At 48.7% G+C, this 23,172-nt stretch carries 17 protein-coding genes; 12 read left to right on the forward strand and 5 right to left on the reverse strand.

What is annotated here, in order from left to right; translation table 11 throughout:
* Positions 1-907: 907 nt before the first annotated feature.
* The 7 genes from H583_RS37900 (at position 908) to H583_RS0122930 (ending at position 14,079) form a co-directional block, all read left to right on the forward strand.
* Positions 908-5,371 (forward strand): S-layer homology domain-containing protein, encoded by a 4,464-nt coding sequence (locus H583_RS37900; RefSeq protein WP_028562514.1) that lies wholly within the window; start codon positions 908-910, stop codon positions 5,369-5,371.
* 305 nt (positions 5,372-5,676) lie between these two features.
* Positions 5,677-6,963 carry a DNA polymerase IV gene (locus H583_RS0122905; RefSeq protein WP_028562515.1) on the forward strand — a complete coding sequence of 429 codons (1,287 nt, stop codon included), beginning with the start codon at positions 5,677-5,679 and terminating at the stop codon, positions 6,961-6,963.
* Between the two features lie 48 nt (positions 6,964-7,011).
* Complete coding sequence (locus tag H583_RS0122910; protein ID WP_028562516.1) at positions 7,012-7,248, forward strand: ferredoxin; 237 nt, start codon at positions 7,012-7,014, stop codon at positions 7,246-7,248.
* A gap of 193 nt (positions 7,249-7,441) precedes the next feature.
* Positions 7,442-9,307 (forward strand): CHASE2 domain-containing protein, encoded by a 1,866-nt coding sequence (locus H583_RS0122915; RefSeq protein WP_051236857.1) that lies wholly within the window; start codon positions 7,442-7,444, stop codon positions 9,305-9,307.
* 23 nt (positions 9,308-9,330) lie between these two features.
* Entirely contained in the window at positions 9,331-11,163 is a 1,833-nt protein-coding gene (locus H583_RS0122920; RefSeq protein WP_028562518.1) for a FecR domain-containing protein, read from the forward strand.
* 56 nt (positions 11,164-11,219) lie between these two features.
* Entirely contained in the window at positions 11,220-12,794 is a 1,575-nt protein-coding gene (locus tag H583_RS0122925) for an NHL domain-containing protein (protein ID WP_051236859.1), read from the forward strand.
* A gap of 301 nt (positions 12,795-13,095) precedes the next feature.
* Positions 13,096-14,079 (forward strand): cysteine peptidase family C39 domain-containing protein, encoded by a 984-nt coding sequence (locus H583_RS0122930; protein WP_028562520.1) that lies wholly within the window; start codon positions 13,096-13,098, stop codon positions 14,077-14,079.
* Between the two features lie 56 nt (positions 14,080-14,135).
* Here the strand turns inward: H583_RS0122930 and H583_RS37260 are convergent, their stop codons facing one another.
* Positions 14,136-14,273 carry a hypothetical protein gene (locus H583_RS37260; protein ID WP_169456511.1) on the reverse strand — a complete coding sequence of 46 codons (138 nt, stop codon included), beginning with the start codon at positions 14,271-14,273 and terminating at the stop codon, positions 14,136-14,138.
* A gap of 184 nt (positions 14,274-14,457) precedes the next feature.
* On the opposite strand from H583_RS37260, the gene H583_RS0122940 reads away from it, so the two are divergent.
* Both H583_RS0122940 and yjbM read left to right on the forward strand, forming a co-directional pair.
* Positions 14,458-15,561, forward strand: a complete 1,104-nt coding sequence (locus tag H583_RS0122940) for a quinone-dependent dihydroorotate dehydrogenase (RefSeq protein ID WP_028562521.1) — start codon at positions 14,458-14,460, stop codon at positions 15,559-15,561.
* A gap of 22 nt (positions 15,562-15,583) precedes the next feature.
* Positions 15,584-16,387 (forward strand): GTP diphosphokinase, encoded by an 804-nt coding sequence (gene yjbM / locus H583_RS0122945; protein WP_028562522.1) that lies wholly within the window; start codon positions 15,584-15,586, stop codon positions 16,385-16,387.
* Between the two features lie 207 nt (positions 16,388-16,594).
* Here yjbM and H583_RS33970 read toward each other — a convergent pair whose 3' ends face one another.
* Positions 16,595-17,107: a PCYCGC motif-containing (lipo)protein gene (locus H583_RS33970; protein ID WP_051236861.1), complete on the reverse strand. Its 513-nt coding sequence runs from the start codon at positions 17,105-17,107 to the stop codon at positions 16,595-16,597.
* A gap of 3 nt (positions 17,108-17,110) precedes the next feature.
* Positions 17,111-17,602 (reverse strand): thioredoxin family protein, encoded by a 492-nt coding sequence (locus H583_RS0122955; RefSeq protein ID WP_028562523.1) that lies wholly within the window; start codon positions 17,600-17,602, stop codon positions 17,111-17,113.
* Positions 17,603-17,914: 312 nt separating this feature from the next.
* Between H583_RS0122955 and H583_RS0122960 the strand changes: the two genes are divergently transcribed.
* Genes H583_RS0122960 through H583_RS0122970 form a run of 3 tightly spaced genes read left to right on the forward strand, consistent with a single transcriptional unit; the run spans position 17,915 to position 21,160 of the window.
* Positions 17,915-19,591 carry an RsmB/NOP family class I SAM-dependent RNA methyltransferase gene (locus H583_RS0122960; RefSeq protein WP_028562524.1) on the forward strand — a complete coding sequence of 559 codons (1,677 nt, stop codon included), beginning with the start codon at positions 17,915-17,917 and terminating at the stop codon, positions 19,589-19,591.
* Positions 19,592-19,593: 2 nt separating this feature from the next.
* Positions 19,594-20,385 carry a pseudouridine synthase gene (locus tag H583_RS0122965; RefSeq protein WP_028562525.1) on the forward strand — a complete coding sequence of 264 codons (792 nt, stop codon included), beginning with the start codon at positions 19,594-19,596 and terminating at the stop codon, positions 20,383-20,385.
* Positions 20,375-21,160: a Cof-type HAD-IIB family hydrolase gene (locus H583_RS0122970; protein ID WP_028562526.1), complete on the forward strand. Its 786-nt coding sequence runs from the start codon at positions 20,375-20,377 to the stop codon at positions 21,158-21,160. The genes H583_RS0122965 and H583_RS0122970 overlap by 11 nt, the downstream gene beginning before the upstream one ends.
* 194 nt (positions 21,161-21,354) lie before the next feature.
* Here H583_RS0122970 and H583_RS36260 read toward each other — a convergent pair whose 3' ends face one another.
* Positions 21,355-21,447 (reverse strand): sporulation protein YjcZ, encoded by a 93-nt coding sequence (locus tag H583_RS36260; RefSeq protein WP_154665963.1) that lies wholly within the window; start codon positions 21,445-21,447, stop codon positions 21,355-21,357.
* Positions 21,448-21,755: 308 nt separating this feature from the next.
* Entirely contained in the window at positions 21,756-23,138 is a 1,383-nt protein-coding gene (locus H583_RS0122980; protein ID WP_028562527.1) for an RsmB/NOP family class I SAM-dependent RNA methyltransferase, read from the reverse strand.
* Positions 23,139-23,172 lie beyond the last annotated feature (34 nt).

A 23,172-nucleotide genomic window follows, 5' to 3' on the forward strand; every position in this document is an offset into this window, starting at 1 on the left:
GTTAAAGTCCCTCCTAATAGGAGCAAGCATCATTAATCTGTTTGCCCTTACCTGGTTCACACTTGGATCTACCGCAAACTTTAATCGAGGAATAGATCTGGTAACAACAATTCTTTTTCTTATGATCGGGATACCTTCCTTTTTTATGTTAATCATTTCAATATCATTGATCATTTTGGTAAAAAATGAGAACTTAGCGGACTGGAAGAGGACAGATGACAGACAATTCAAATATTGTATCGAGCTTGTTAATTTATTTCAAAAAAATAGTTCCGCGAGACTCTATTTAAAAAATCTGCAGAGCGCAGATGAATTGTATATTTCGTTAGATTTACCGGTTAGAGATATTGGAGGGTTGATGCCTGATAAATATTTTAGTCATTTAGAACCTACAGCCGATTCGAATATTTATAAATTAGTGACAACGAATGAATCCCCGTTTCCGAAAATTGAATTTGAAATTCATATAAAAGAAAAAACAGCAATCGGAATAAGTTCAAAATAGCTAATAACTGTACTTTTGAATGAACCACATGGAGTTTTAAACTGTAGCCCGTAAAATAGACACTCGGAAAAGTACTTCTTTTGGGTTAAAGTCTATGACTCTATGTGTTTTTTTATATCTATATTTAATAAATACATATTTTGTAATATTTATAATATGAATTCACTTACATTAAAACTAGATTAAAATAATCTTAAAATTCTCTTGTCGATACAAATCTCCGATGTTATAATACCTTACGTTTAAGTATGCATTTTGATTTATATTGTATACATAATTTGGTATACAAAATTCAATCTTGTTAGGGGGTTGTCCATGAAGCAAGGTTAGCTACATACGTATATTTATGCATCTAATCTTCTTTGTTCACAACTTTTTCAATTCAATTAAGGGGGAATAAAAGTGTCAGGAAACAAATTGTTTTACAAGTTTACCTCGCTGTTTTTGGCATTAGTGCTGGCTTTATCTGTTATAACGCCTAGCATTTTTGCTGCTGATCCGGAGACGGAGACGAATGTACCAGTTGTTGAAGTTGAACAACCGGCTCAGTCTGTTGAGGAAACTGGTCAAGTAGAAGAAGTTCAAGCAGAAGCTAATCCTGTAGTAGAAATCCCTGGTGTAAGCTTTGAAGAAGGGGCACCGGGTGCAATTGCTTATAAGCATGTCGAGAAGCTTGCTTTAGAAATCGGAAGCCGTTTAACTGGTTCTGTCGGAGAACAAGCGGCTCGTGCTTATATTAAAGAACAGTTTGAAAAGCTAGAGTTTAAAACGGAACTTCAGGACTTCAGTTTTACAAATAGAGGTAATTTTTTCCAATCTCAAAATGTTATTGCTACTAAAAAGGGACAATCGCCTCAAGTTATTATCGTAGGCGCACATTACGATTCCGTAACTGCGGGTAAAGGCGCAGATGACAATGCATCCGGCGTTGCCGTTATGCTGGAAACTGCAGCAAAAGTTGCAGATATTCAAACACCGTATACGATTAAATTCATTGCATTCAGTGGAGAAGAGCAGAGTAAAAAGGGTTCCGAATTCTTCAAGAGCCAAATGACTGCTGAAGAAATTAGAAACACAGTTGCAATGATTAACCTGGATAGCGTTATTGCTGGCGATAACATGTATATCTATGGTGGTAAACAAGACGGCGGTTGGGTTCGGGAAACGGGTCTTGCGATTGCCCAAAGACTGGACTTGAAGCTGCAAACCAATCCTGGTGACAACCCTCAATACCCGAAAGGGACTACAGGTAACTGGAGTGACCATGCTCCATTCCAAGCAGCAGGTATCCCTATAGCATACTTGGAAGCAACAAACTGGGCACTTGGAGAAAAGGATGGCTACACCCAGACTGAAAAAGATGGTAGCATTTGGCATACTGCCAAGGATGATCTGAACTTTATTGCACAGAACTATCCGGGCCGTATTGAAGAGAGACTTTCCACGTTCAGCCAGGTTCTGACTGGGCTTGTAACTGAAATTCAAGGCTTGAGAGTCAGCAATGACAAGGTTTCCATGACCGAGAAACGTGTTATTGATGTGGAATTCGAACTGAATGGTCAAGATGTTGATGTTAGCAAGTTGCAGTTCACTTTTGGCGACAAACCGCTGAATGCCTGGAAGCAATGGAAAGGCTCATCCAAGCAATATGATGGAGATCCCTTCATTACTTTGGTGGAAGCACCTACAGTTACAGGAACTACACTTAAAGCTAAAATTGCTTTTGACTTGATGTATACTCTTAGTACACCTAAGAAAGATGAACAAGGCAACACAATCTATGTTGATATCCCGACCAACGACCTCTCCAGCCGTACAGTCCGTACACTGTACCCGTCCCAAATTGGAACTTTCCAATTGGCGCTGAAGGATGGAGAAAGCACGCTTGCAACAACGCAAATGAAACTCAACGTTTATGATGGCTATCATACATTCGATGAAATCAAGCCTGCAATTGACAGAATCACCAAGGAAGCTAATGAGCTGAATGATCGTTATATCAATACTTCCGTTCTTGGCAAATCAGTTCAGGGGCGTGATATTCAGTTCACGGTTCTGGCTAAAGACAAAGCAACTGTCGACAAGTATCTGAACGAGACATTGCCGGCGATGAAGCAGGACCCTGCAGCTTTGCAAGAAGCAATCAAATCCGGAAATACAGAATTTAAAGTGCCAATCTGGATCAACAACATTCACCCGGATGAAGCTCCAGGCGTCGATGCCATTCTGGATTTGTTCAAAGCCCTGTCTCAGGACAAAATCGTTACATTTAAAACAACAGACAAAGACGGCCAGGAAACATCCATTGATTTTAATGTTGATGAAGCATTGAATCATGTATTCTTCCTAATCAACTATACGCAAAACCCTGATGGACGTTATTTGAACACGCGGGAAAATGCCAATAAATTTGACCTGAACCGCGACAACTCGTACCAGACGCAAGTGGAAACTCAAATTGTAACAGCTGAAATTGCTAAATGGTCGCCAATCTCGTTCCTGGATTTCCATGGTTTCGTTGGCGGGTTCCTGATTGAGCCTTGTACGCCGCCGCATGATCCGAACATTGAATACGATCTTGTGATCGACAATATGATTGAATTGGCAACTGCATTTGGTGAAGCCGGTATTGCGAATACATCGTATACAAGCTATCACATTCCTTATGAGGAAAACCGCAAAAAAGCAGAAGATCCAAACTATGTGCCTAAGCCGGGTTCCCAAGTAACTGGCTGGGATGACGCATCACCTGCTTACACAGCTGTGTACGCGATGCACCAAGGTTCTTTGGGCCACACCATTGAAATTCCATCCTTGAACGAGGAGTCTTCCAAAGCTCTGTTCTATGGTGGAGTTGCTGCAATCGATTATATCGCTAACAATACGCAGAAACTCTTTGTTAACCAGCTTGAAATCTTTAAGCGCGGATTGAACAATAAAGATGTGGGCGAGGCAGTCGACAAATATCTGATCAATGCCAAGCATGAACAAATTGGCAGACCGCGCGGGGACAATGCGAACTTCTTCCCTGAGTATTATGTACTGCCGCTGGACAAAAAACTGCAAAAGAACCAGCTTGAAGTGTACCGCATGGTTCAATACTTGCTGCGCAATGATGTTAAAGTGGAGCAATCTGCACAAGCGGTCAAAGTAGGAGAGGTCGAATATCCTGCGGGCAGCTACATTGTGAACATGCATCAGGTGAAACGCGGCTTTGCAAACCTTGTGCTTTACGATGGAATTAATGTATCCGATTATGATGCATTGTACGCCGATATCATTCAGAACTTCCCGGATATGCGCGGATTCAACAGCTATGTTGTGCGCCAGGCAGATGCTTTCAAAGGCAAAACCAATCCGGTTGCGAAAGTTGAAATTCCTGCAACATCGGTTTCTGCTAATGTAGACAACTACGTGCTGCGCAATACGAATAATGACGTTATTAAAGCAGTGAATGAACTGCTGGCTAATAACAAAAGAGTTCTGATGCTGACTAGCGGCGGCTCAAACTATGAAACGGGAGACTTCCTCGTTTCCAAAGAGAGCCTGCAATCGGTCTCGTCGAAATACTTCCTGGAAGTTGTACCGTTTAACGGGAATGCAAGCACGTCCGGCAAATTGCTGAAATCAGCGAAGGTTGCTGCAGCAGGCATTTTCCCTACCTATGTATTGAAAGAGCTTGGTTTTAACCTGGTTGATGATCAAGCGAATGGCGATGTACTGGTAAACAGCTTTAATAAAGATTTGATCAGCACTGGCAAGCCGTATATCGGCTTTGGCAGAGCGGAACTTGATTCTCTTGACAAGTCCAAACTGCTGGACGGATTCACCTTCAAGACGACATTCAGATCACATGAAGGGCTGTTCAAATCCGTGCTGTCGCAAAACAATGTCATTACAGCACCATATGACAGCAATGAATATTTATACACGGCATCCGGTTCTTACATCACGTCCGTTCCTAACGACGCTAAAGTCATTGCGACTGTAAGCAACGATGCAGATTACTTTAAAGCCGGCTGGTGGCCTGGCAATGAAGCGATTAAAGGCCAGATTGTAGCCTTCACTTATAATGTTGGCAAGCTGAACCTGACATACTTCTCCAACGAGCCGCTTCATCGCGCACATGGTCAAAAGCAATTCCGTCTGCTTGCCAACGCGATTTACAATGCAACTGCAACAGATTATGAAGCGCCTTACTACCCGTCCAATCCGGGAGGTCCGGTTAACCCTGGCACACCTGTTGACCCTGGAAAACCAGTTGATCCTGAGACGCCAGTAACACCGGAAAAGCCGGAAACACCGGAAACACCTGCATTTACCGATCTTGGACCTGTTGCATCCTGGGCTCAGGAAGCAATTGAGGCTTTGACGAAGAAGGGAATTCTGCAAGGTGTGGCAGAAGGCAAATTCGCTCCGGCGAAGGATGTGACACGCGCTGAGTTTATTACGATGCTCGTTAGAGCATTTGATCTGCTCGATGTCAAAGCGAAAGTAGATTTCACAGATGTTCAATCGAATGCATGGTACTACGAGTATGTAGCAACCGCAGTGGAGAAAGGTCTGATCCAAGGCGTGGGCGGCAACAAATTCGATCCAAACCGTGCAATCACCCGTGAAGAAATGGCCATTATGAGTGCGAATGTACTGAAAGCCGTTAAAAACAAGACAGCAGCCGATGCGGCAGCCGCACTGGCAAAATTCAAAGATCAGGACAGCATGGCTTCCTATGCGAAGGATGCAATTGCTCTTCTGACGGAGAACAATGTCATCAACGGCATGACAGCGACAACCTTCCAGCCGAAGGGAATCGCTAACCGTGCCCAGGCAGCGGTAATCATCAACCGGATGCTGGGAATCGAGTAATTGAAGCTCTGATTCCACTGATCCACCCGATTAAAGGGGCCCTTAGAGGCTCCTTTTTTCTATGAATATAAGTATTAATAAACTTTCACTTTATAAGGGATTCTATTTCTGTAGGAATGAAGCTTTTGCCTCACAGCGGACAAAGCCATTTACGCTTGTCTCTATTTCTTATATTGAAAATACTGCTTCAACAGCCTGAGCTGGAAGCCCGGACTTGATTCAGACATGCTCTGTTCGGTTGCCGGAGCGAACAGATCGTTGTATGATCATTATTGGATATGGCGAAAAAAGGGGATGGCTGAATCATGAAGTCCGTTCATGAACATTATCCTGCCAACGGCAGAGTAATCCTTCATCTGGATATGAATGCCTTCTATTGCTCCGTGCACGAGGCAGAGGAGCCGGCCCGGTACAAGGGAGTTCCAACGGCCGTTGCAGGTAGCGTAGAGCTGCGCAAGGGCATTATTGTGACCAGCTCTTATGCGGCGCGCAAACGGGGCGTCAAGACAGGAATGACCGTACGGGAAGGCATGCGCCATTGTCCGGAGCTTGTGCTGATCAAGCCGGATTTCGATTTGTACCGGAAGTATTCGCGTGGCTTTTTGTCCATCGCAAGCCAATACACACCGCTTGTCGAGCGGGTATCCATCGATGAGTGTTATCTGGATATAACAGGCTCCAAGTCATTCGGAACGCCGCTGGAGATTGCGGAGATGATCCAGTACCGCATCCGCACGGAATGGTCCTTGCCCTGCTCGATTGGCGTTGCACCGAACAAGCTGCTGGCCAAGGTAGCCAGTGACATGCATAAACCGAATGGGCTGACAGTGCTGCGCATAAGAGATGTGCCGCGGGTATTGTGGAACCGCCGCTGTGACACCCTGCCCGGAATAGGCAGCAAAACAGCTGACAAGCTCATGCGATTAAATATTACGACACTCGGGCAGCTGGCTGAGGCCGATGAATCCATGCTCCGAAAGCAATTTGGCATTATCGGCTCCTGGCTAAAACAGGCGGCGAACGGGTATGATTATTCTGACGTCAATCCTGTACGGGAGCAGAACAAGTCCATTGGACATACGACAACGCTGCCACAGGATGTAACAGAGTGGGAGGATGTGAAGCGGGTACTGCTTAATCTGGCTGACCAGACGGGCAGGAGACTGCGCAGGCATAAGCTGATTGCCTCCGGAATCCAAATTACGATTCGCACACCGGATATGAAGACGATTACCCGTTCCAGTACGCTGAATGCGCCTATTGAATCAACCGACGATATATACAGAGAGGCAAGCCGTGTGTACAAGCACCATTGGCGGGACGGCAAGCCGATCCGTCTGCTTGGGGTGGCGCTGCATCATCTGACGCCGAAGCAAGATACGGCGCTGCAGCTTGATCTGTTTGATTATGAGGAGCAGCCGAAGAAAGAAGCGCTGACCAAGGTCATGGACTCGCTCCGCGATAAATTCGGGGAGAGTGCCGTGCTTACGGCTGGCATGCTTGGAGATGACCCTTCCGCTTTAATCCGGAACAAGAAAATTCGGGGAACCTCCCTGCAACTGGACGAGGAAGCATTTGATGTTGATGACTAGATGTAATTCTGATATAGTATCATATGATAGAATATAGGAGGGAATACCATGGCTAAGTTTACTTGGGTAGAGAAAGACACATGCATCGCCTGTGGGGCTTGCGGGGCAACCGCTCCTGACATTTATGATTACGATGATGAAGGCCTTGCTGAAGTTATTTTCAATAATGATTGCAATCGCGGCGTAACCGAGATTCCAGAGGATATGTACGATGATCTTCAGGATGCGGCGGACGGCTGTCCGACGGATTCAATCAAAATTGCAGACGAACCTTTTAATATGTAATCTTAATGATTTGAAATAGATCGTTTCAAATTCCCCCGGCCCCGGCAGCAGGGGTTTTTTTTTGTGACCTGGATCACATTTTTGGGTGAAATTTGATCTGAATACATTGTTTTTACTGCTTTTGTATTGTCAACTATGGAAAGCGTGAAATAGAATAAGAGAAAGGTGTTTCAGACAGAGAGGGAGGAAGCAGGTGTTCATTCGGAAGTGGCCCAAAATTGCAGCCGCGGGGGTTATTATCAGCCTGTTCTGGTCACTGTTTGCCAGTCTTGGCACAGGAGGGATGCTGAACTTCATCGAAGCTCCGCTCAGGGATTTGATGCGCGAGATGTCGGATCAGGAGCGTGCCCCATACGATCAGATTAAAATTATCAAAATCGATGATGCCTCGCTAGAGCAGCTGGGACAGTTTCCATGGGACCGAAGCTTGTATGCACAGCTGATTTCGATGCTTGAGGAAGCAAAAGTGAAAGCGGTTTTTCTCGATATCGTGCTCGCTGAGCCGGGCCAGAATCCGGAAGCCGATGAGGCGATGGCCGAGGTGATGAGCAGCTATGACAATATCATTCTGCCAGTTGTATTTGATATGAAGGTCAGGCAGGAGGAGAAGGGCAGGCTGGAGACGGAATCGGTAATTTACCCGGCTTCGACGATTGGCGCTCCTCCGGAACAGACGGGTCATATTAATGTCATGCCGGACAAGGATGGTACGGTTCGCATGCTGACAATCGGGTTGCCGGACCTGGAGGGGAAAGAGGTCCCTGCTGCCAGCGTAAAGCTGGCTAATTACATATTAGATGAAGACAAACAAATCCGTTACGACCCATCGCAGGCTAAGTGGTTCAGGGGCGACAGGCCAATTCCGCTCAATAGCAAAAATCAGGTTACGACGGATTTCTTCTCCAAGCCGAGGGAAGCGATCAGCACCGATACAGGCTATGATACGCAATCCTTCTTTAACGTGCTCAGTGGCGAGGTTCCTGCAGAATACTTTGAGAACAGTATTGTGCTGATTGGCCCGTGGGCCTCCGGCCTGCAGGATGAATATTTGACCCCTTTAAGCAAAAATTTGCGCATGTACGGTGTAGAAATTCACGCCAATATGATTCAATCTCTTGCAATGGGAGCCTTTTACTTCGAAGCGCCGGAAGCTGTTAACTATGCGATTATCATTGCTTTAACCCTGCTGTCTTTGCTGCTTTTTGAGAGATATAGAGGCAGGATATCTTTTATGATTTATATCGCTTTGGCTTTGCTGTATGTGATGTGCTGGCTGAGCATTTATTTCTTCTTCTCCTTATTTATTTCCTTTACCTATCCTTTCCTGGCTATGACGTCTGCATTAGTATGGGCGATCGTATCCCATTATACGGCGGAGCGGCGGGAGCGCGGACGGGTGACGAATATTTTTGGGAGATTTGTCTCCCGCAGTGTCGTGGATGAACTGCTTGCTTCCGGCGAGGAAATCAAGGTAGGCGGCCAGCGGCGGGATATTAGTGTCATCTTCGTCGATATCCGCGGATTCACCCCTATGTCAGAGCGTCTCCAGCCGGAAGAGGTCATTCAGGTGCTGAACGAATACCTGGATATTTGTACGAAAGCCGTCTTCAAATGGAACGGGACTCTGGACAAATTTATCGGGGATGGCGTGATGGCATTCTTCGGCGCACCAGTAGAGCTCACGAATCATCCTGAGCTGGCAGTTCGTGCTGCACTGGAAATGAAGAAGCAATCGGACATACTGGAGCAAAAATGTATCGAGAAGTTCGGAATCGGCGTTAAATTCGGCGTCGGCATCAACTGTGGTCCTGCGGTTGTCGGAAATATCGGCTCTGAGCTGCTGCGGCTCGACTACACAGCGATAGGGGATACCGTGAATCTGGCAGCACGTCTCGAGTCGAACGCGAAGCCAGGACAGATATTGATAAGTGAAGAAATGTACAAGCGTACAGGCGGGCTGTTCGAGCTGGAAGACATGGGAGAAATCAAAGTCAAAGGCAAAGAATTGCCAGTGAGGGTATATGCGGTATTGTCGGAAAAAGAGCCGTATAGCAGTTAGATTCCCGGGAGGAGCACTAAAGAATGATAATAAGAAAAATACTGCTTTCCGTATTGGCCTTAATGCTGCTGGCTGGCCCGCTTGCCGTCTTGACGGGTTCGCGTGATGCGGCAGCGGCAGCATTGAAGCGTGTAGCGGTGCTTAAAGAATTGAAAGGGGACGTCAAGGTCAAAAAGTCCGGCGGTACCAAGGCGTTCAAGGCATTCAAGAAGATGAGCCTCAATGAAGGCGATACGCTGACAACTGGCGCCGGGGCAAGCGTGGTGCTGGAGCTGTCCAGCAAGGATGCGGACGAGGATACGGTAACGATCGGGGAGAGCTCCCAGGTTGATTTCACCAAGCTGTCCGATGCCAAGGGCACCAAGTCAAAAATGAACATCTGGGCTGGTTCCATGTGGGTGAAGGTGAAGTCGATCTCCAATGCCGGCGATACGTTCGAGATCGAAACACCGACCTCCATTATGGGCGTGCGGGGAACCCAGTTTTTTGTCAGCGTCTCTCCTGTGACAGGGACACAGCATACGGCTGTCTTTGCAGGAACTGTACAGGTGACTCCAGCCGGGAAGGCAAGGGAGGCCTATTACCTTTATCCCGCTCAAAATCTGCTCGTGGCTGCCGGGGAAGGCAATGTTCAATCCCAGTTGTCATTTTTAGGAGTTACGGATTTTATCAAAAATTTGTCTCCGGACTTAATTGCGAAAATTATTCAGGATGCAGCTAATATAAATGAGGAAAATGAGGCGATGCTCAAGAAGATGAGCGAGCAAATCGGCCGCGATGTACCGTCAACTTTCCCGGTAAATGATGCGGATTCGTTGGAACGGTATCAGCACAATATCGATCATCTGATCGCAAATATTGCCAAACAGGCAATTGATAAAGGGAAATTCTCTCTTGAGGACATGAAGAAGCTTGTAGACGCTGTAAATCCGGGCCTGCCGGATGGAAAGAAAATTGATCTTTCCAAGGTGGAGGAGCTCAAATTTAGCGAGCAGGAAAAAGCGGAGATGGAGAAGGCCGCCAAGCTTGAAAGAGAGCGCCTGGCCAAAATGAATGAGGAACGCAAAAAGGCGGAGGAAGCCCGGAAGAAGCAGGAAGAACTGCGAAAAAAATTGGAGTTTGAAAAAGCCAGACAGGCGGAGCTGAACCGTCTGGAGGAGGAGGCGCTCAAAAAAGCTGCCGAAGAAGCGCTTAAGAAAAAGCTGACCGAAGAGGAGAAGAAGCGGTTCGAGGATGATAAAAAAGCGCTGGATCCGGATTCGGGTGTGAAACCTCCAACTGGCGGGGGAGGGACTGTGATTACAACGCCGGATACCGCTGCCAAGGTCATCTTGTTGTCCCCTGCAAGCTCAGGAACGCTGACCAACCCTGCTCCGGGAACAGCCTTTAATCTGGAGCTTCAGCTTCAAGGCTTCGAGAACGCACGCTCCATTTCGGGCTATCAGGTGCGCCTGGAGTATGAAAGCGGGCATATTGAATTCCAATATGACAGGTTCCTCTCTGACCCGCTTCCTTACCGGCAGAGCAAGGGGATTTTCGATGTAGAGCCTGAAGGGGCTTCAGTAGATGATGCCCAAAGCGTCGATTTCGTGAAGCATTCGCAGAGCGGACCTGATCCGCAGAGAGGCACGGTCCTCTACGCTGTCTCCAAGTTCAAGGGCAACACAGTTTCCGTCCGCAATTGGACCACGGTGGTGAAGCTGCCGTTTACCGTCCGTGATTTGCCGGCCGGTGCGGGGAGCTACGATGTCAAGTTCCGCATCGCTGAAATTATTGCAGTTAATGCCGACGGTCAGCCTGTACAAAATGTGAAGATTGGCAGCGAACTAAACCTGAAACTTGTAAAAACGAATTAACCGTGCGGGTAACCGATATAAATTGCAGTAAATTCACGTATGTAAAGGAGCCAGCCATGAATAAATTGTTGAAGACAGCGGCAGTGACGGCTTTGGCAGTCCTGCTTGCCGTTCCGGCGGCTGCTGCCTATGCACAGCCGGGTAAGGATCAGATTTTAGACCGTGCTCCGTTATACGAGGTCCATGTGCTTGCAGGTACAGGAGAACTGAATTACCAGGACGGGGATGCCTCCAAGTCTGCATTTCGCGGACCTGCTGCGCTTGCGTTTGCAAAAGGTGAGCTGCTAATTACGGATGCGGGCAATCAGCGTATTCGCGCTATTGTAGGAGGCAAGGTATCGACCCGGGCCGGATCGGATTGGGGAGAGGACAGCCACGGCATGCTGACCGGCGGCTTGAATGACGGTTCCGGAACGTCCGCCTTCTTCCAGTCGCCAGCCGGCTTGAGTGTCAAGGCAGACGGCATGGTTATTGTAGCCGATGCAGATAATCACGCAATCCGCAGCGTTACGCCGGGCGGCAAGGTGACAACGGTTGCCGGGAACGGTTTGATCGGACTTGCAGACGGCAAGGCGGATGATGCCAAATTTTATTCGCCCCTTGATGTCGTTACGACATCTGACGGTATCATCTATGTTGCCGATACACTGAATCATGTTATACGCAAAATTGCAGACGGCAAAGTCAGCACGCTGAACGCCCCTTCCCAGCGGCCGGTGGAATATTTCCCAGGCATGGCGGATATGGCCGGGGATTATGCGGATGGCCCGATTGCATCAGCCAAGTTCAATGAGCCGAGTGCCCTGGCTCTGGATGCAAAGGGCAATCTGTATGTGAGTGATACAGGCAACCAGAGAATCCGTTACATCGATTTTGCCAAAGGCACAGTTACAACAGTAGCGGGAAGCAGCAAGGTGGTCTACGGGCCGGATCAGATATATGCTGAAGGCGGCTTTGCTGACGGCGCTGCAGCCAGCGCTCAATTCCGTGCGCCGCGCGGTCTGGCAGTCACACCGGAAGGCGGGCTCTTGATCGCAGATTCATTGAACCATGCGATTCGCTATTTGAAGGAGGGCCAGGTAACGACGATTGCCGGTACACCGGAGGAGAGCGGAAAGGCCAACGGGCTTGCAGGACATGCAAGACTGAACAAGCCCACAGGAATTGCATTGCTGGGTGACGGCTCATTTGCCATTGCGGATCTTGGCAACAATCTGGTGCGGATTGTAGCTCCTTATGCGCCTCCGGCGGGTTTCAAGGCAGCCAAGGCGATACAACTGCTGTATAATCATGATCCTATCCAGACAGATGCAGTGCCGGCCATCCGGAACGGAACCACTTTCGTACCCCTCAGAGTCATTTCCGAGAAGCTGGGCTATGACGTGAAATATGCACAGCGGCAGGCAACCGTCAGCAAAAATGGTGTTACTTATACGCTCAAGCAGGATTCAGCAATGATTACAAAAATAACGGCTGGCGGCAAGCAGGAGACGATCAAGCTGAGTGCGCCGGTATTTGCCAGCGGCAGCCGATTGTTCCTCCCGGTACGGTTCTTCGCTGAAGAGGCGGGACTGGATGTCCAGTGGCTCAGTGAGCTGAACTCGGTTCTTTTGCGGGATGTATATTTATAGTGACAGACTGTTGCGAACTGTATAAAAATTAATGTTTGATAAGATTCTGATGAGGCTGCTTTGGCCCATTCTTAGTATAATAATTGAATTAAATTAGTTATCGCTTTGAATCTAAGCTGAGACCCGAAAGATGGAACTTTGAAACAGTGTCCTTCTACGGGTCTTTCTCATTTTATTGATGTATCTTTTTAAAATATTTTCAAAAAATTATCTTTAATAAGACTAATGATTATATAGATTTCTGAAGAAATTGTTGTTAGTATATAAAATGGATTATTTTATATAAATAGGGGGAATTAACTTGAAAGTGCTAACAATGAGAAAGCCGGTAATTACTTCTCTCCCTGCAATAGCAAATATGAACGCCATACTTGGGCACTATGAAGATAAATATTGGCCTTGGTTTGTGCAGAATCATATACAGCTTGTTGGCTGGGATAATCCTGAGCTGTACGTACAATTTTATTATCCGTTATTCCGGAAGCATTACCCGCTGTTGTCTAACCAGACGCTTAACAAGAAATATGTTCAGCGAATGGGGGAGGATATGGCGGAGGTATTCATGGACTTTTTGGATGATGATCAATATATCTATCTAAGTGTAGATACTTATTATATTCCGGCTTATAAAAATGCAAATCAGTATCATCACCCCCATGACATGTTGATTTATGGTTATGATTCCAAAAGGAAAAGGTTTATGATTGCCGATTTCTTCAATGGCAGTTATGAGTTTACAGAAGCTTCTTTTGAAGAGGTTCTTCAAGCAGTTAACAGTTCGCATTGTGAGGATGAATATTTTAATCATATTCAGTTGTTAAAGTATAATCCCAACGAAGCTTTTACTCTAGATATGCAACATATTTCATTGATGCTGAATGATTATTTGACTTCCTATAAAACTTCAAGCCGATATAAAATGGTCGAAGAACCGGGTAAAGATACGGATGCATGGGGTATTTCCGTGTTTGATATATTGAAAAAGAATCTGCAGGATCATTCCAGCGCAAATATTAGATCGCTGCACTTATTATGGGATCATAAGGTAGCCATGACCTATCTGGTTAATTATTTGGGAGCGGAGGGCAAATTGCGCCACTACAAAGCAGCGGCAAATGACTATGCCGAAATTGAAACCGAGGCTCTGGTTATTAGAAACCTTGGGCTTAAATATAATATGAATAACAGTAACGTTCTGTTTGACGGTCTTCTGACCCGCCTTACAAAACTGAAGGAAAAAGAAAGTGATGCAATAAAACGGCTGCTGGATCTTATAAATGAGTAAACGGAAAAGACCGCTTCCCTTTGCCGGGAGCGGTCTTCATTATAATAAAAGTGAGATTATGACAAAATAAGCAGCAGGGATACAGCAATGACAACGACAACAAAACTGGCTCCGATCCAGATCAGCGCTTTTTTGTTGACTTCCTCTTTAGGCTTCTGAGGCAATACGGGAGTACGCTTGCGCGGTGCACTCATAAATAATCAACCTTTCTATAGCCGATATTAAGAATACCCTAATTGTAATCGTTTTCTGACCTTGCCGCAACATCTCTGGCCGGGAAATTTGGGCCATTTCAAACAAGCTGGCACTTTTCTTTTTAGGCAGAAAAAGATAAACTGAAACATAAGAGGCATATATAGAAAGAACGGAGTGAACAGCTTGTTGTACAGAAAGATAGCAAAACCTTTTTTATTTCGGATGGACCCGGAAAATGCACATCATCTTATTATTAATGGTATGAGTACCGCATCGAAAATTCCGGGGGTCAAACCGCTATTGCGTTCCATATGGGGAGTCAAGGAGTCAGAGAAGCTTAAGAGTGAGCTGTTTGGTCTTACGTTTGCACATCCGGTCGGGCTTGCAGCGGGCCTCGACAAAAATGCCCATGCCGTGGAGGGGTTTTCCAATATTGGCCTTGCGTTTATCGAAGTCGGTACGGTTACGCCCAAGGGGCAAGAGGGAAATGAGAAGCCCCGTATGTTCCGGTTGCCGCCCGATCAGGCGCTCATTAACCGGATGGGCTTTAATAATGAAGGTGTGGAAGCGATGGCTGAACGTCTGAAGCGTCTGCCGTCCCGCCAGATTCCGCTGGCAGTCAACATCGGTAAAAATAAAGTGACGCCCAATGAAGCGGCGCATGAGGATTATCAGAAATGCATTCGCAGTTTATACGCCTATGGCGATTTTTTTGTGGTTAACATCAGTTCGCCGAATACACCGGATTTGCGTGCACTTCAGCACGGAGATGAGCTGAAAACACTGCTGGCTGCTGTCTCCGAGGAAATGCAGGCACAAGCTGGGAAAACTTCGGCTTCAGCACCTGTCAAGCCATTCCTGGTGAAGATTGCCCCGGATATGACCGAGGAGCAGCTGGAATATACAGTACATACGATTCAAGGCAGCGGCGCCGCCGGTATTATTGCCACCAATACAACAATCTCAAGAGCAGGGCTTAGCCATCCTAACTCGAAGGAGACGGGAGGGCTGAGCGGTGTGCCGGTGAGAGAGCGCTCAACAGAGGTCATTCGCAGTGTATACCGCATGACAGGCGGCAAGCTGCCGATTATCGGCTCGGGAGGCATCTTCACCGCACAGGATGCATATGAGAAAATCCGGGCTGGCGCCAGCCTGGTGGAAATTTATAGCGGGATGATCTACGAAGGGCCGAATTTGCTGAAAGAAATTAATCATGGGCTGCTTCAGCTTCTTGAACGTGACGGCTTAAGTCATATTACGGAAGCGATTGGAGCAGACCACAGATAACAGGGTTGGGGGCGAAAGCATCATGGATGGAAGAGATTGGAATCACTTTTTGCTTCCATATGAGCAGGCTGTCGAGGAATTAAAGGTCAAATTCAAAACGATGCGGGGCGAATTGAAGGTTCGCGAATCCTATGCTCCGATCGAATTCGTTACGGGTCGTGTCAAGAGAATTTCCAGCATCCTGGAGAAGGCCAAACGGCTCAGTGTGCCGATGGACCAGCTGGAGTCCGGGATTGAGGATATTGCCGGGATTCGCATTATGTGCCAGTTTGTGGATGATATCCACCGTGTTGCCGATTTCATCCGCAATCGCAAGGATTTGGCTCTGGTTAACGAAAAGGATTATATCACCAATTTTAAAGATAGCGGCTACCGCAGCTTTCATATGATCGTTGAGTATCCGGTACAGACGGCGCTTGGCTTAAAGAAAGTACTGGCCGAGATCCAAATTCGCACGCTTGCGATGAACTTTTGGGCAACCATTGAGCATTCGCTTAATTATAAATATAAAGAGAGTCTTCCTGATGAAGTCCGGCTTCGCCTGAAAAAAGCGTCGGAAGCTGCCTTTGTTCTGGACAATGAAATGTCAAGCATTCGTCAGGAAATTTTGAACGCCCAGCGCGGCTTCGAGGAGAAATCCAACCTGGTATCCCAGGTGCTCACAGGCATTCAGGATTTGTATTTTTACTACAGAGTGCGTGAGGCGGCCCAGTTTCAATTGCGCTTCAATGAATTGTGGGAGAACGAAGATGCCTGGGAGCTGAAGGAGCTGTCCGAGGACATCAAGCTGGCAATTTCCCGTGCCAAGGGCAATTCGCAATCCTGATGCCCGGAAATTGCACATGCTCTCTATATGAAATTAAAAATCCCCGAAGCCTGCGCTCCAGGCTTCGGGGATTTGCATGATTGCAAAACAGAACGTCTATCGATGCAAGGCAAGGGTGATTAACCCTCTGTAAACAACAATGCTGCTGCCGTCCCGGACGGCAGCAGCATTAGACTTCTTCTTTGAATTCGGCGGCTGTTTACTGCATTAAATATTTTTCGGTTTGTATTTGTCGTCAATGGCTTTCTTGATTTCGGCTGTGCTTTTGCCTTCCTTGGCCATGGCGACAGCATCTTCTGCTTCCATCTTGCAGATGCCGCACGAGGTGCTGTGGTCGGACCAGGCGACTTCCTTCTCGTCAACGCTGGCAATGAAGCAGCGAAGCAGGGAATCGTGGGCCGGCTCGTAAGTCATACAGCCGCAATAGCAATTCAGCTCGTCAATAACATCCCGGAATTCGGCGACGTCCTTATACAACTGGCTGGTACGCTTCGTATGATTGGAGAGGAAGCCCGGCAGCGCGGCCAGTGAGGCTGTCTTCTCGAGCTGCTCCGATTCAACCGCGGAAACATGATTGGCATGTTCATTTGTACCGGACTGCCCTTCGCTTCCGGAGGAAGCACATCCGGTAACAATGATGGCAAGCAAAGCCAGGAAGACGAAGCCAGCCAGTGACTTGTCCAGCCAATGGAGCTTTACAGCGTCAGGTTTTTGCGCCATGCATTATCCCTCCTTGCCGCTATGTCTCTTGAAGAAGCTGATAAAATCATCCTTCGAGTAACCTGGTCCTCCGCCTTCGCTGACACCGCCTTCAAGCTTCTCGACCAACTTGCCGTCCTTGTAATAGGCGAGTGTAGGTGTGAATTCGATGTCGTATTTATTGAAGTATTCCTGAAATTCGCGCAGGTTGAACTGCGGCAGGTCGATTCCCAGATCTTTGACAATCGGCATCAATACCGGAGTGGTGTTGCGGCAGTGGATGCAATCGGAAGCGAAGAAATAAATAAAGGACCCTTCTGCGCTTTTTACTCTTGTATTTAGTTCATCAGGGAGTATAATATTTTGATAATTAGGATCATTCAGCAGGGCTTTGGTGGCCGGGTTAAGCTGCGAGGAAGGCTTGCCATATAGCGCGTTCTTGTCAGACTGGTTCAGAACAAAGATCAAACCGAATAACGCAACAACAATAATCAGATAAATAGACATTTTTTTCATATACGATTTCATCTCCCCTTTTTAATGAAAAATTTTGCAGCGTGGATGCAGAGAATGTCCCCTGCTTCTAACTTCATAGCCTGATCAAGAGGGCTGCATGGAACAGGCGCTGCCTCCGCCGTGACAGCGTGGCTGTCCATGCCTGGCGAAATCCGCCAGCGCTTGATTGACAAGCCCTTAAAGGGTGAAGCGGCAGTACATTTTTCGGTTCTGTGCTGCTTACTAAAAGTAATTATAGCTGATCTTATTTTACTATGAAAAACGATTTAAAGCGAATCCATGACAATTTTGCGGCAAGGAGATTTTACAAGAATGGGTATAGAGCTTCCGGTTTTATTCAGAGACAAAATGAAGGAGAGACTGGGCGGCGAGTTTGAAGCTTTCATGGCTTCCTATGACGCGCAGCGCTGGTACGGGCTGAGAGTGAACCGGTTGAAAATAACACCTGTGGACTATCTGGCGATCGCCAACAGAGAGGGGCGGCTTGAGCCGATCCCGTGGTCGGAAGAAGGCTTTTATTATGATGAAAGCAGTCGTCCGGGCAAGCATCCCCACTATCATGCAGGCTTGTATTATATACAGGAGCCAAGTGCGATGGTACCAGCGGAACTGCTGGATGTTCGTCCCGGGGACCGTGTGCTTGATTTGTGTGCGGCTCCTGGAGGCAAGTCAACCCAGCTGGCTGGAAAGCTTGGCGGGGAGGGCTTGCTTGTAGCCAATGACAATGCCAGAGAGCGGACGAAGGCGCTGGCTAAAAATATCGAGCTGGCCGGTGTGCGCAATGCGGTGGTGCTCAATGAGGAGCCTGCTGCGTTGGCCGAGGTATTTGAAGGTTTCTTCGACCGTATTCTCGTAGATGCTCCTTGCTCCGGGGAAGGAATGTTCCGCAAGGACGAATCGATGATCCGCCAGTGGGAGCGTCACTCCGTGGAACGCTGCTCTCTTATGCAGCATGATATCCTGCGCCATGCTATGCGGATGCTCGCTCCTGGCGGGCGGCTTGTCTACTCCACCTGTACATTCTCGCCGGAGGAAAATGAAGAGCAGATCGCATCTCTGCTGCTTGATCATCCCGAGCTATCCGTAATTGAAGTGCCGCTGCACCATGGCTGGACGGCGGGGCGTCCGGATTGGACAGCAGCAGCAGATTCAGCCCATGCAGCAGGGCGTGATGCAGCCGCGCAGGTAGCGGGGACGGTACGGCTTTGGCCGCATCATGTGCAAGGCGAGGGGCATTATGCCGCAGTGCTGGAGAAGCGGCCTTCAGCCCATGCAGCCGGGAAAGCAGAAGCAGACGGTGAAGACGCGGCAGACCGTTACCTGAAAGACAAGCCGCTGCTGATCCGGTCACAGGGAGATAACGGCCAGAGGAAGAAAGAGAAGGGGTTGAAGAAGGCTGGCCGTGAAGCAAATTCCAGAAGCAGACACAAAGCGGATCAGCAGTCCGGCCGGGGGACTATGGGGAAGGGTACAGCGTCCTATGGTAAAGGCACGCATAAGCAGTCGGCTTTAGCAGTTGTGAGTCCGGAACAAAGCTGGAGGGAGTTTGCAGTTGCTTCCTTGCATGGAGCGGAGCTATGGCCGGGGAGGCTTGTAAGCTACGGGAGCCGGGTCTATCTGCAGCCGGACGGGTTGCCGCCCTTGGATGGTTTGCAGGTTGTTCGAGCGGGCTGGTATTTGGGTGAAGCGGGCAAGCACAGATTTGAGCCTTCCCAAGCGTTGGCGATGGGGCTAAAATCAGAGGAAGCTGTGCAGATGATGAACCTGCCCTCGGAGAACCAGGAGGTAATACGCTATTTGAAAGGCGAGACATTACAGGTCGGAGCTGAACAGCCCAACGCTCATAACAGCAGCAGTACGGCTCCGGCAGCGGGGCAGCTGCAAAAGGGCTATGTACTCATCTGTACAGACGGCTTCCCTGTCGGTTGGGGCAAATGGGATGGCAGCATGCTCAAAAATGAGCTGTCTGCCGGATGGAGGTGGACATAAATATGGCAAAGCAATTGATGCGGCTGGACAAGCTGCTTGGGAATATGGGTTTTGGCACGCGCAGTGAGATCAAGAAGGCAGTCAAGCAGGGCAAAGTAACAATTGACGGCACTGTGGCCAAAGATAGCGGGCTTCAGGTCGATCCTGCCCGGCATAAGGTTGAATTTGAAGGGACGCCAGTCGTCTACAAGAGCGAAATTTACTTGCTGCTGAATAAGCCGCAGGGTGTGATTTCGGCTACAGAGGATACGAGGGATCAGACCGTTATTGATCTGCTGAAGGAGGAGGATAAGCTGCTTCAGCCGTTCCCTGTCGGCAGGCTGGACAAGGATACGGAAGGGCTGCTGCTGCTGACTAATGACGGCCAGCTTGCCCATGAGCTGCTGTCGCCGCGCAAGCATGTGAACAAAACCTATGAGGCGCTCGTGCGCGGCGCTGTCAATGAAGAGGACCGGACTCAATTCGCGAGCGGTGTAGAGCTGGATGACGGCTATATGACTATGCCGGCTGAGCTGGTCATTCATAATGTGAAGGAAGCCGGCGGGGATGAGGTCCATTCCTTTATCAGCCTGACGATACAGGAAGGCAAATTTCATCAGGTAAAGCGGATGTTTGAGGCTGTCGGGAAAAAGGTATTGAAGCTGCGACGGGTGGCGATGGGACCGCTGCTGCTCGATGAATCGCTGGCACTCGGTGAGTACCGCGAGCTGACCGTTGACGAGCTTGCAGCGCTGCGCGCGCACCGGGGGAGCAAGCAGATCCCCGCAAAAGGAGGGCAATTGAATGAATTATGACATCATTGCACTGGATGTGGACGGGACACTGCTTACAGATGATCATGTGCTCACCAAAGGTACGATTGAGGTTCTGCAGCAGGCAGCTGCCCGGGGTGCAGAGATTGTGCTCTGCACTGGCAGAGGTCCCGCAATTACAATCCCGATTTTGGAGCAGATGGGACTGAGCGGTACTATCATTACGCATAATGGCGGTGCAACCGTCGATTCGGCCAGCCGCAAGGTTGTCAGCCAGTTCAGTTTCGGACTGGACGAGGTTGCTCTTTGTCTCAATTACTGCCGGGAGCAAGGCGTTCATTTTGATCTGAATACAGCCTTTGACCTTTATATTGAAAGGTATAATGAGGCTGCCGATACGATGTACAGCCAATATGGAGCTTCGCCGATTTTGCTTGAGCAGGGCACTGTCTATCCGGAAGGACTTGTTAAGATGTGTCTGTTCGGTACAGGCGAGGTTATAGATACGGTGGAGAGCCACTGGGAGCGCTGGTCAGGCGGCATGCAGTTTATCCGCAGCGGCGATTACTTTATTGATGTGATGCAAAAGGATGTTCATAAAGGCAGAGCGCTTGAGGAATTGGCTCGCATGCGGGGGATTGAGCGAAGCCGGATTATGGCGATTGGCAATTACTATAATGATATCGGCATGCTGCAAGCGGCAGGACTTGGCATTGCGATGGACAATTCGCCGGATAGAGTGAAAGCCGAGGCGGATGCCGTCACCTTGTCCAACAATGAGGAAGGCGTACGTCACGCTTTGCAGACCTATTTATAATAGCTATCCCGAACACGCAATATAAGCAGTGTACCCGCACGCGGCGGGCACACTGCTTATATTTTTAAAAATATAAGAATGCATACAGCTCGTATCCGAATATTCTTATATTTCCCCGCGCAACGTATCTGCTCCCTGTCAAAGACATTGGCAGCCGGTTACACTCATAGGCTTACATGAGCTGCGAGAGTCTACTAGTACAAGAAGCTGCGGGTGATGATAACAAGCAGGATGAACAGTACGAGAATCGCACCAGTAGAAGTAAAACCTGCACCTAAACCACTCATTCTAATTCCTCCCTGCATAGTATTCCGGTGCCGCTTTTTCAAGCTAGTAGAACATTTAAGGTTACTTGTTCGAAGCCCATATTTCGGCGAACAAGAGGCCACCCGTGAAGGGGGTCAAGGAACCGGACTGCTGCCAGCTCAGTCCAGCCATCGGTTCATGCTTGACAGAAGCCGTCTGCGCCTGCAATATTGTGCTTCGTCTCTTGGCATCCGGTATACGATATCATATGACCCTGAAGGCTTTTCGTTTGGACATTTGTCCCGTACGGGAAACAATTGGGCAGATGCAGGAATGGAGTAAGGAGCGTTTACAGCCAGCGCAAACCTTTGGGCAGATGATTTTTCACCTGTCCGCCGCTGGCTTTCCCCCAGCCCAGCGGGAGGCCGTCTACAGCTACAAGTCCCCATCCGGCAGAGCCGTCATGCGCGGCAATTGTCTCCCCGTGCAGATACGCCTTGATCTCGTCAGCTTCCGGTGAATAGCTTTGCATCCATACAGCCTTTGGCGCAGGGGCGGACATCGCCAATGCATGAGCCGGCTCGAACCGTCCTTTGCGAATTTGCCCAAGGTGCAGGCCTGGACGCATAATACGCAGGCCGTCTAATGAAGCAGCACCAAATCCGCCTTCCCGCGGGATCGGGAGCCAGTACAACGCTTCGCCGAAGCGCAGCGGCTCACCGCTTCCAAGTTCAAATCGAGGCAGCGTCTGCGTGCAAAACGCCTGGAACAGCTCCATATCCGCCAGTCCGGCGGATGAACTCTTGCCGCTCGCCTTCCGGCGCTTGCCGGAACGCTGTGATGCGGCAGATTCACCGGATGAATCGGAGCCGCTGCTTTGCTTATGCAACACCGCTACAAAATGCCCCTCACCCTTTACTTCATGAGGCCATAGACGTTCCGTATGCTCTAGCGTAAATTCAGGGTGGAGCTGGAGGAAGCGCTCCATGCATTCTTCGTTCTCGATCCGGTTGAAGGTACAGGTGGAGTAAGTTAGTGTACCGCCTGGCTTCAGCATAATGGCGGCGTGCTCCAGGATGTCAGCTTGCCTGGTTGCGCACAGCTCGGTATGCGCCAGCGACCACTGTGAAATGGCATCCGGGTCCTTGCGGAACATGCCTTCACCGGAGCAGGGCGCATCCAGCAGAATGCGGTCAAAGAAGCTCTGGAATCGTGCGGACAGCTCGTCCGGTCCGGCTTGGGTCACGACGGCATTGCGGATGCCCAGGCGTTCCACGTTTTCACTTAATATTTTCGCTCTGGCAGGATGAATCTCATTGGCAATGAGCAGGCCTTGGCCTTGCATCTTCGCAGCAATTTGTGTCGTCTTGCCGCCGGGAGCTGCCGCCAAATCAAGGATTGTTTCGCCGGGCTGAGGGTTCATCAGCTCAACTGCCGACATCGCCGAAGGCTCTTGAATATAGTAGAGTCCGGCTGCATGGTAGGGATGCTTGCCCGGCCTGGTTTCTTCATTATAGTAATAACCTTGGCTGCACCAGGGAACGGGTGTCAGGCCGAATAGCTGATGGGCGCTGATGGCAGCGCCCGCCGCCTCCTCCTGAGAAGCTTTCAGGGAATGAATCCGCAGCCCGGCTGCACGAGGGAGCGGGAAACTGCCCAGGAAGGGCTCCGCCTGCTCGCCCAGCATTTTTTGCATTTGAGTGATATAATCAGAAGGAAGCTGATGCTGCATAAGAAATAAGGCTCCTTTTAATCGTTTAGTTTTG

The sequence above is a fragment of the Paenibacillus pinihumi DSM 23905 = JCM 16419 genome (genome assembly GCF_000422505.1).
Lineage (GTDB): Bacteria > Bacillota > Bacilli > Paenibacillales > Paenibacillaceae > Paenibacillus_D > Paenibacillus_D pinihumi.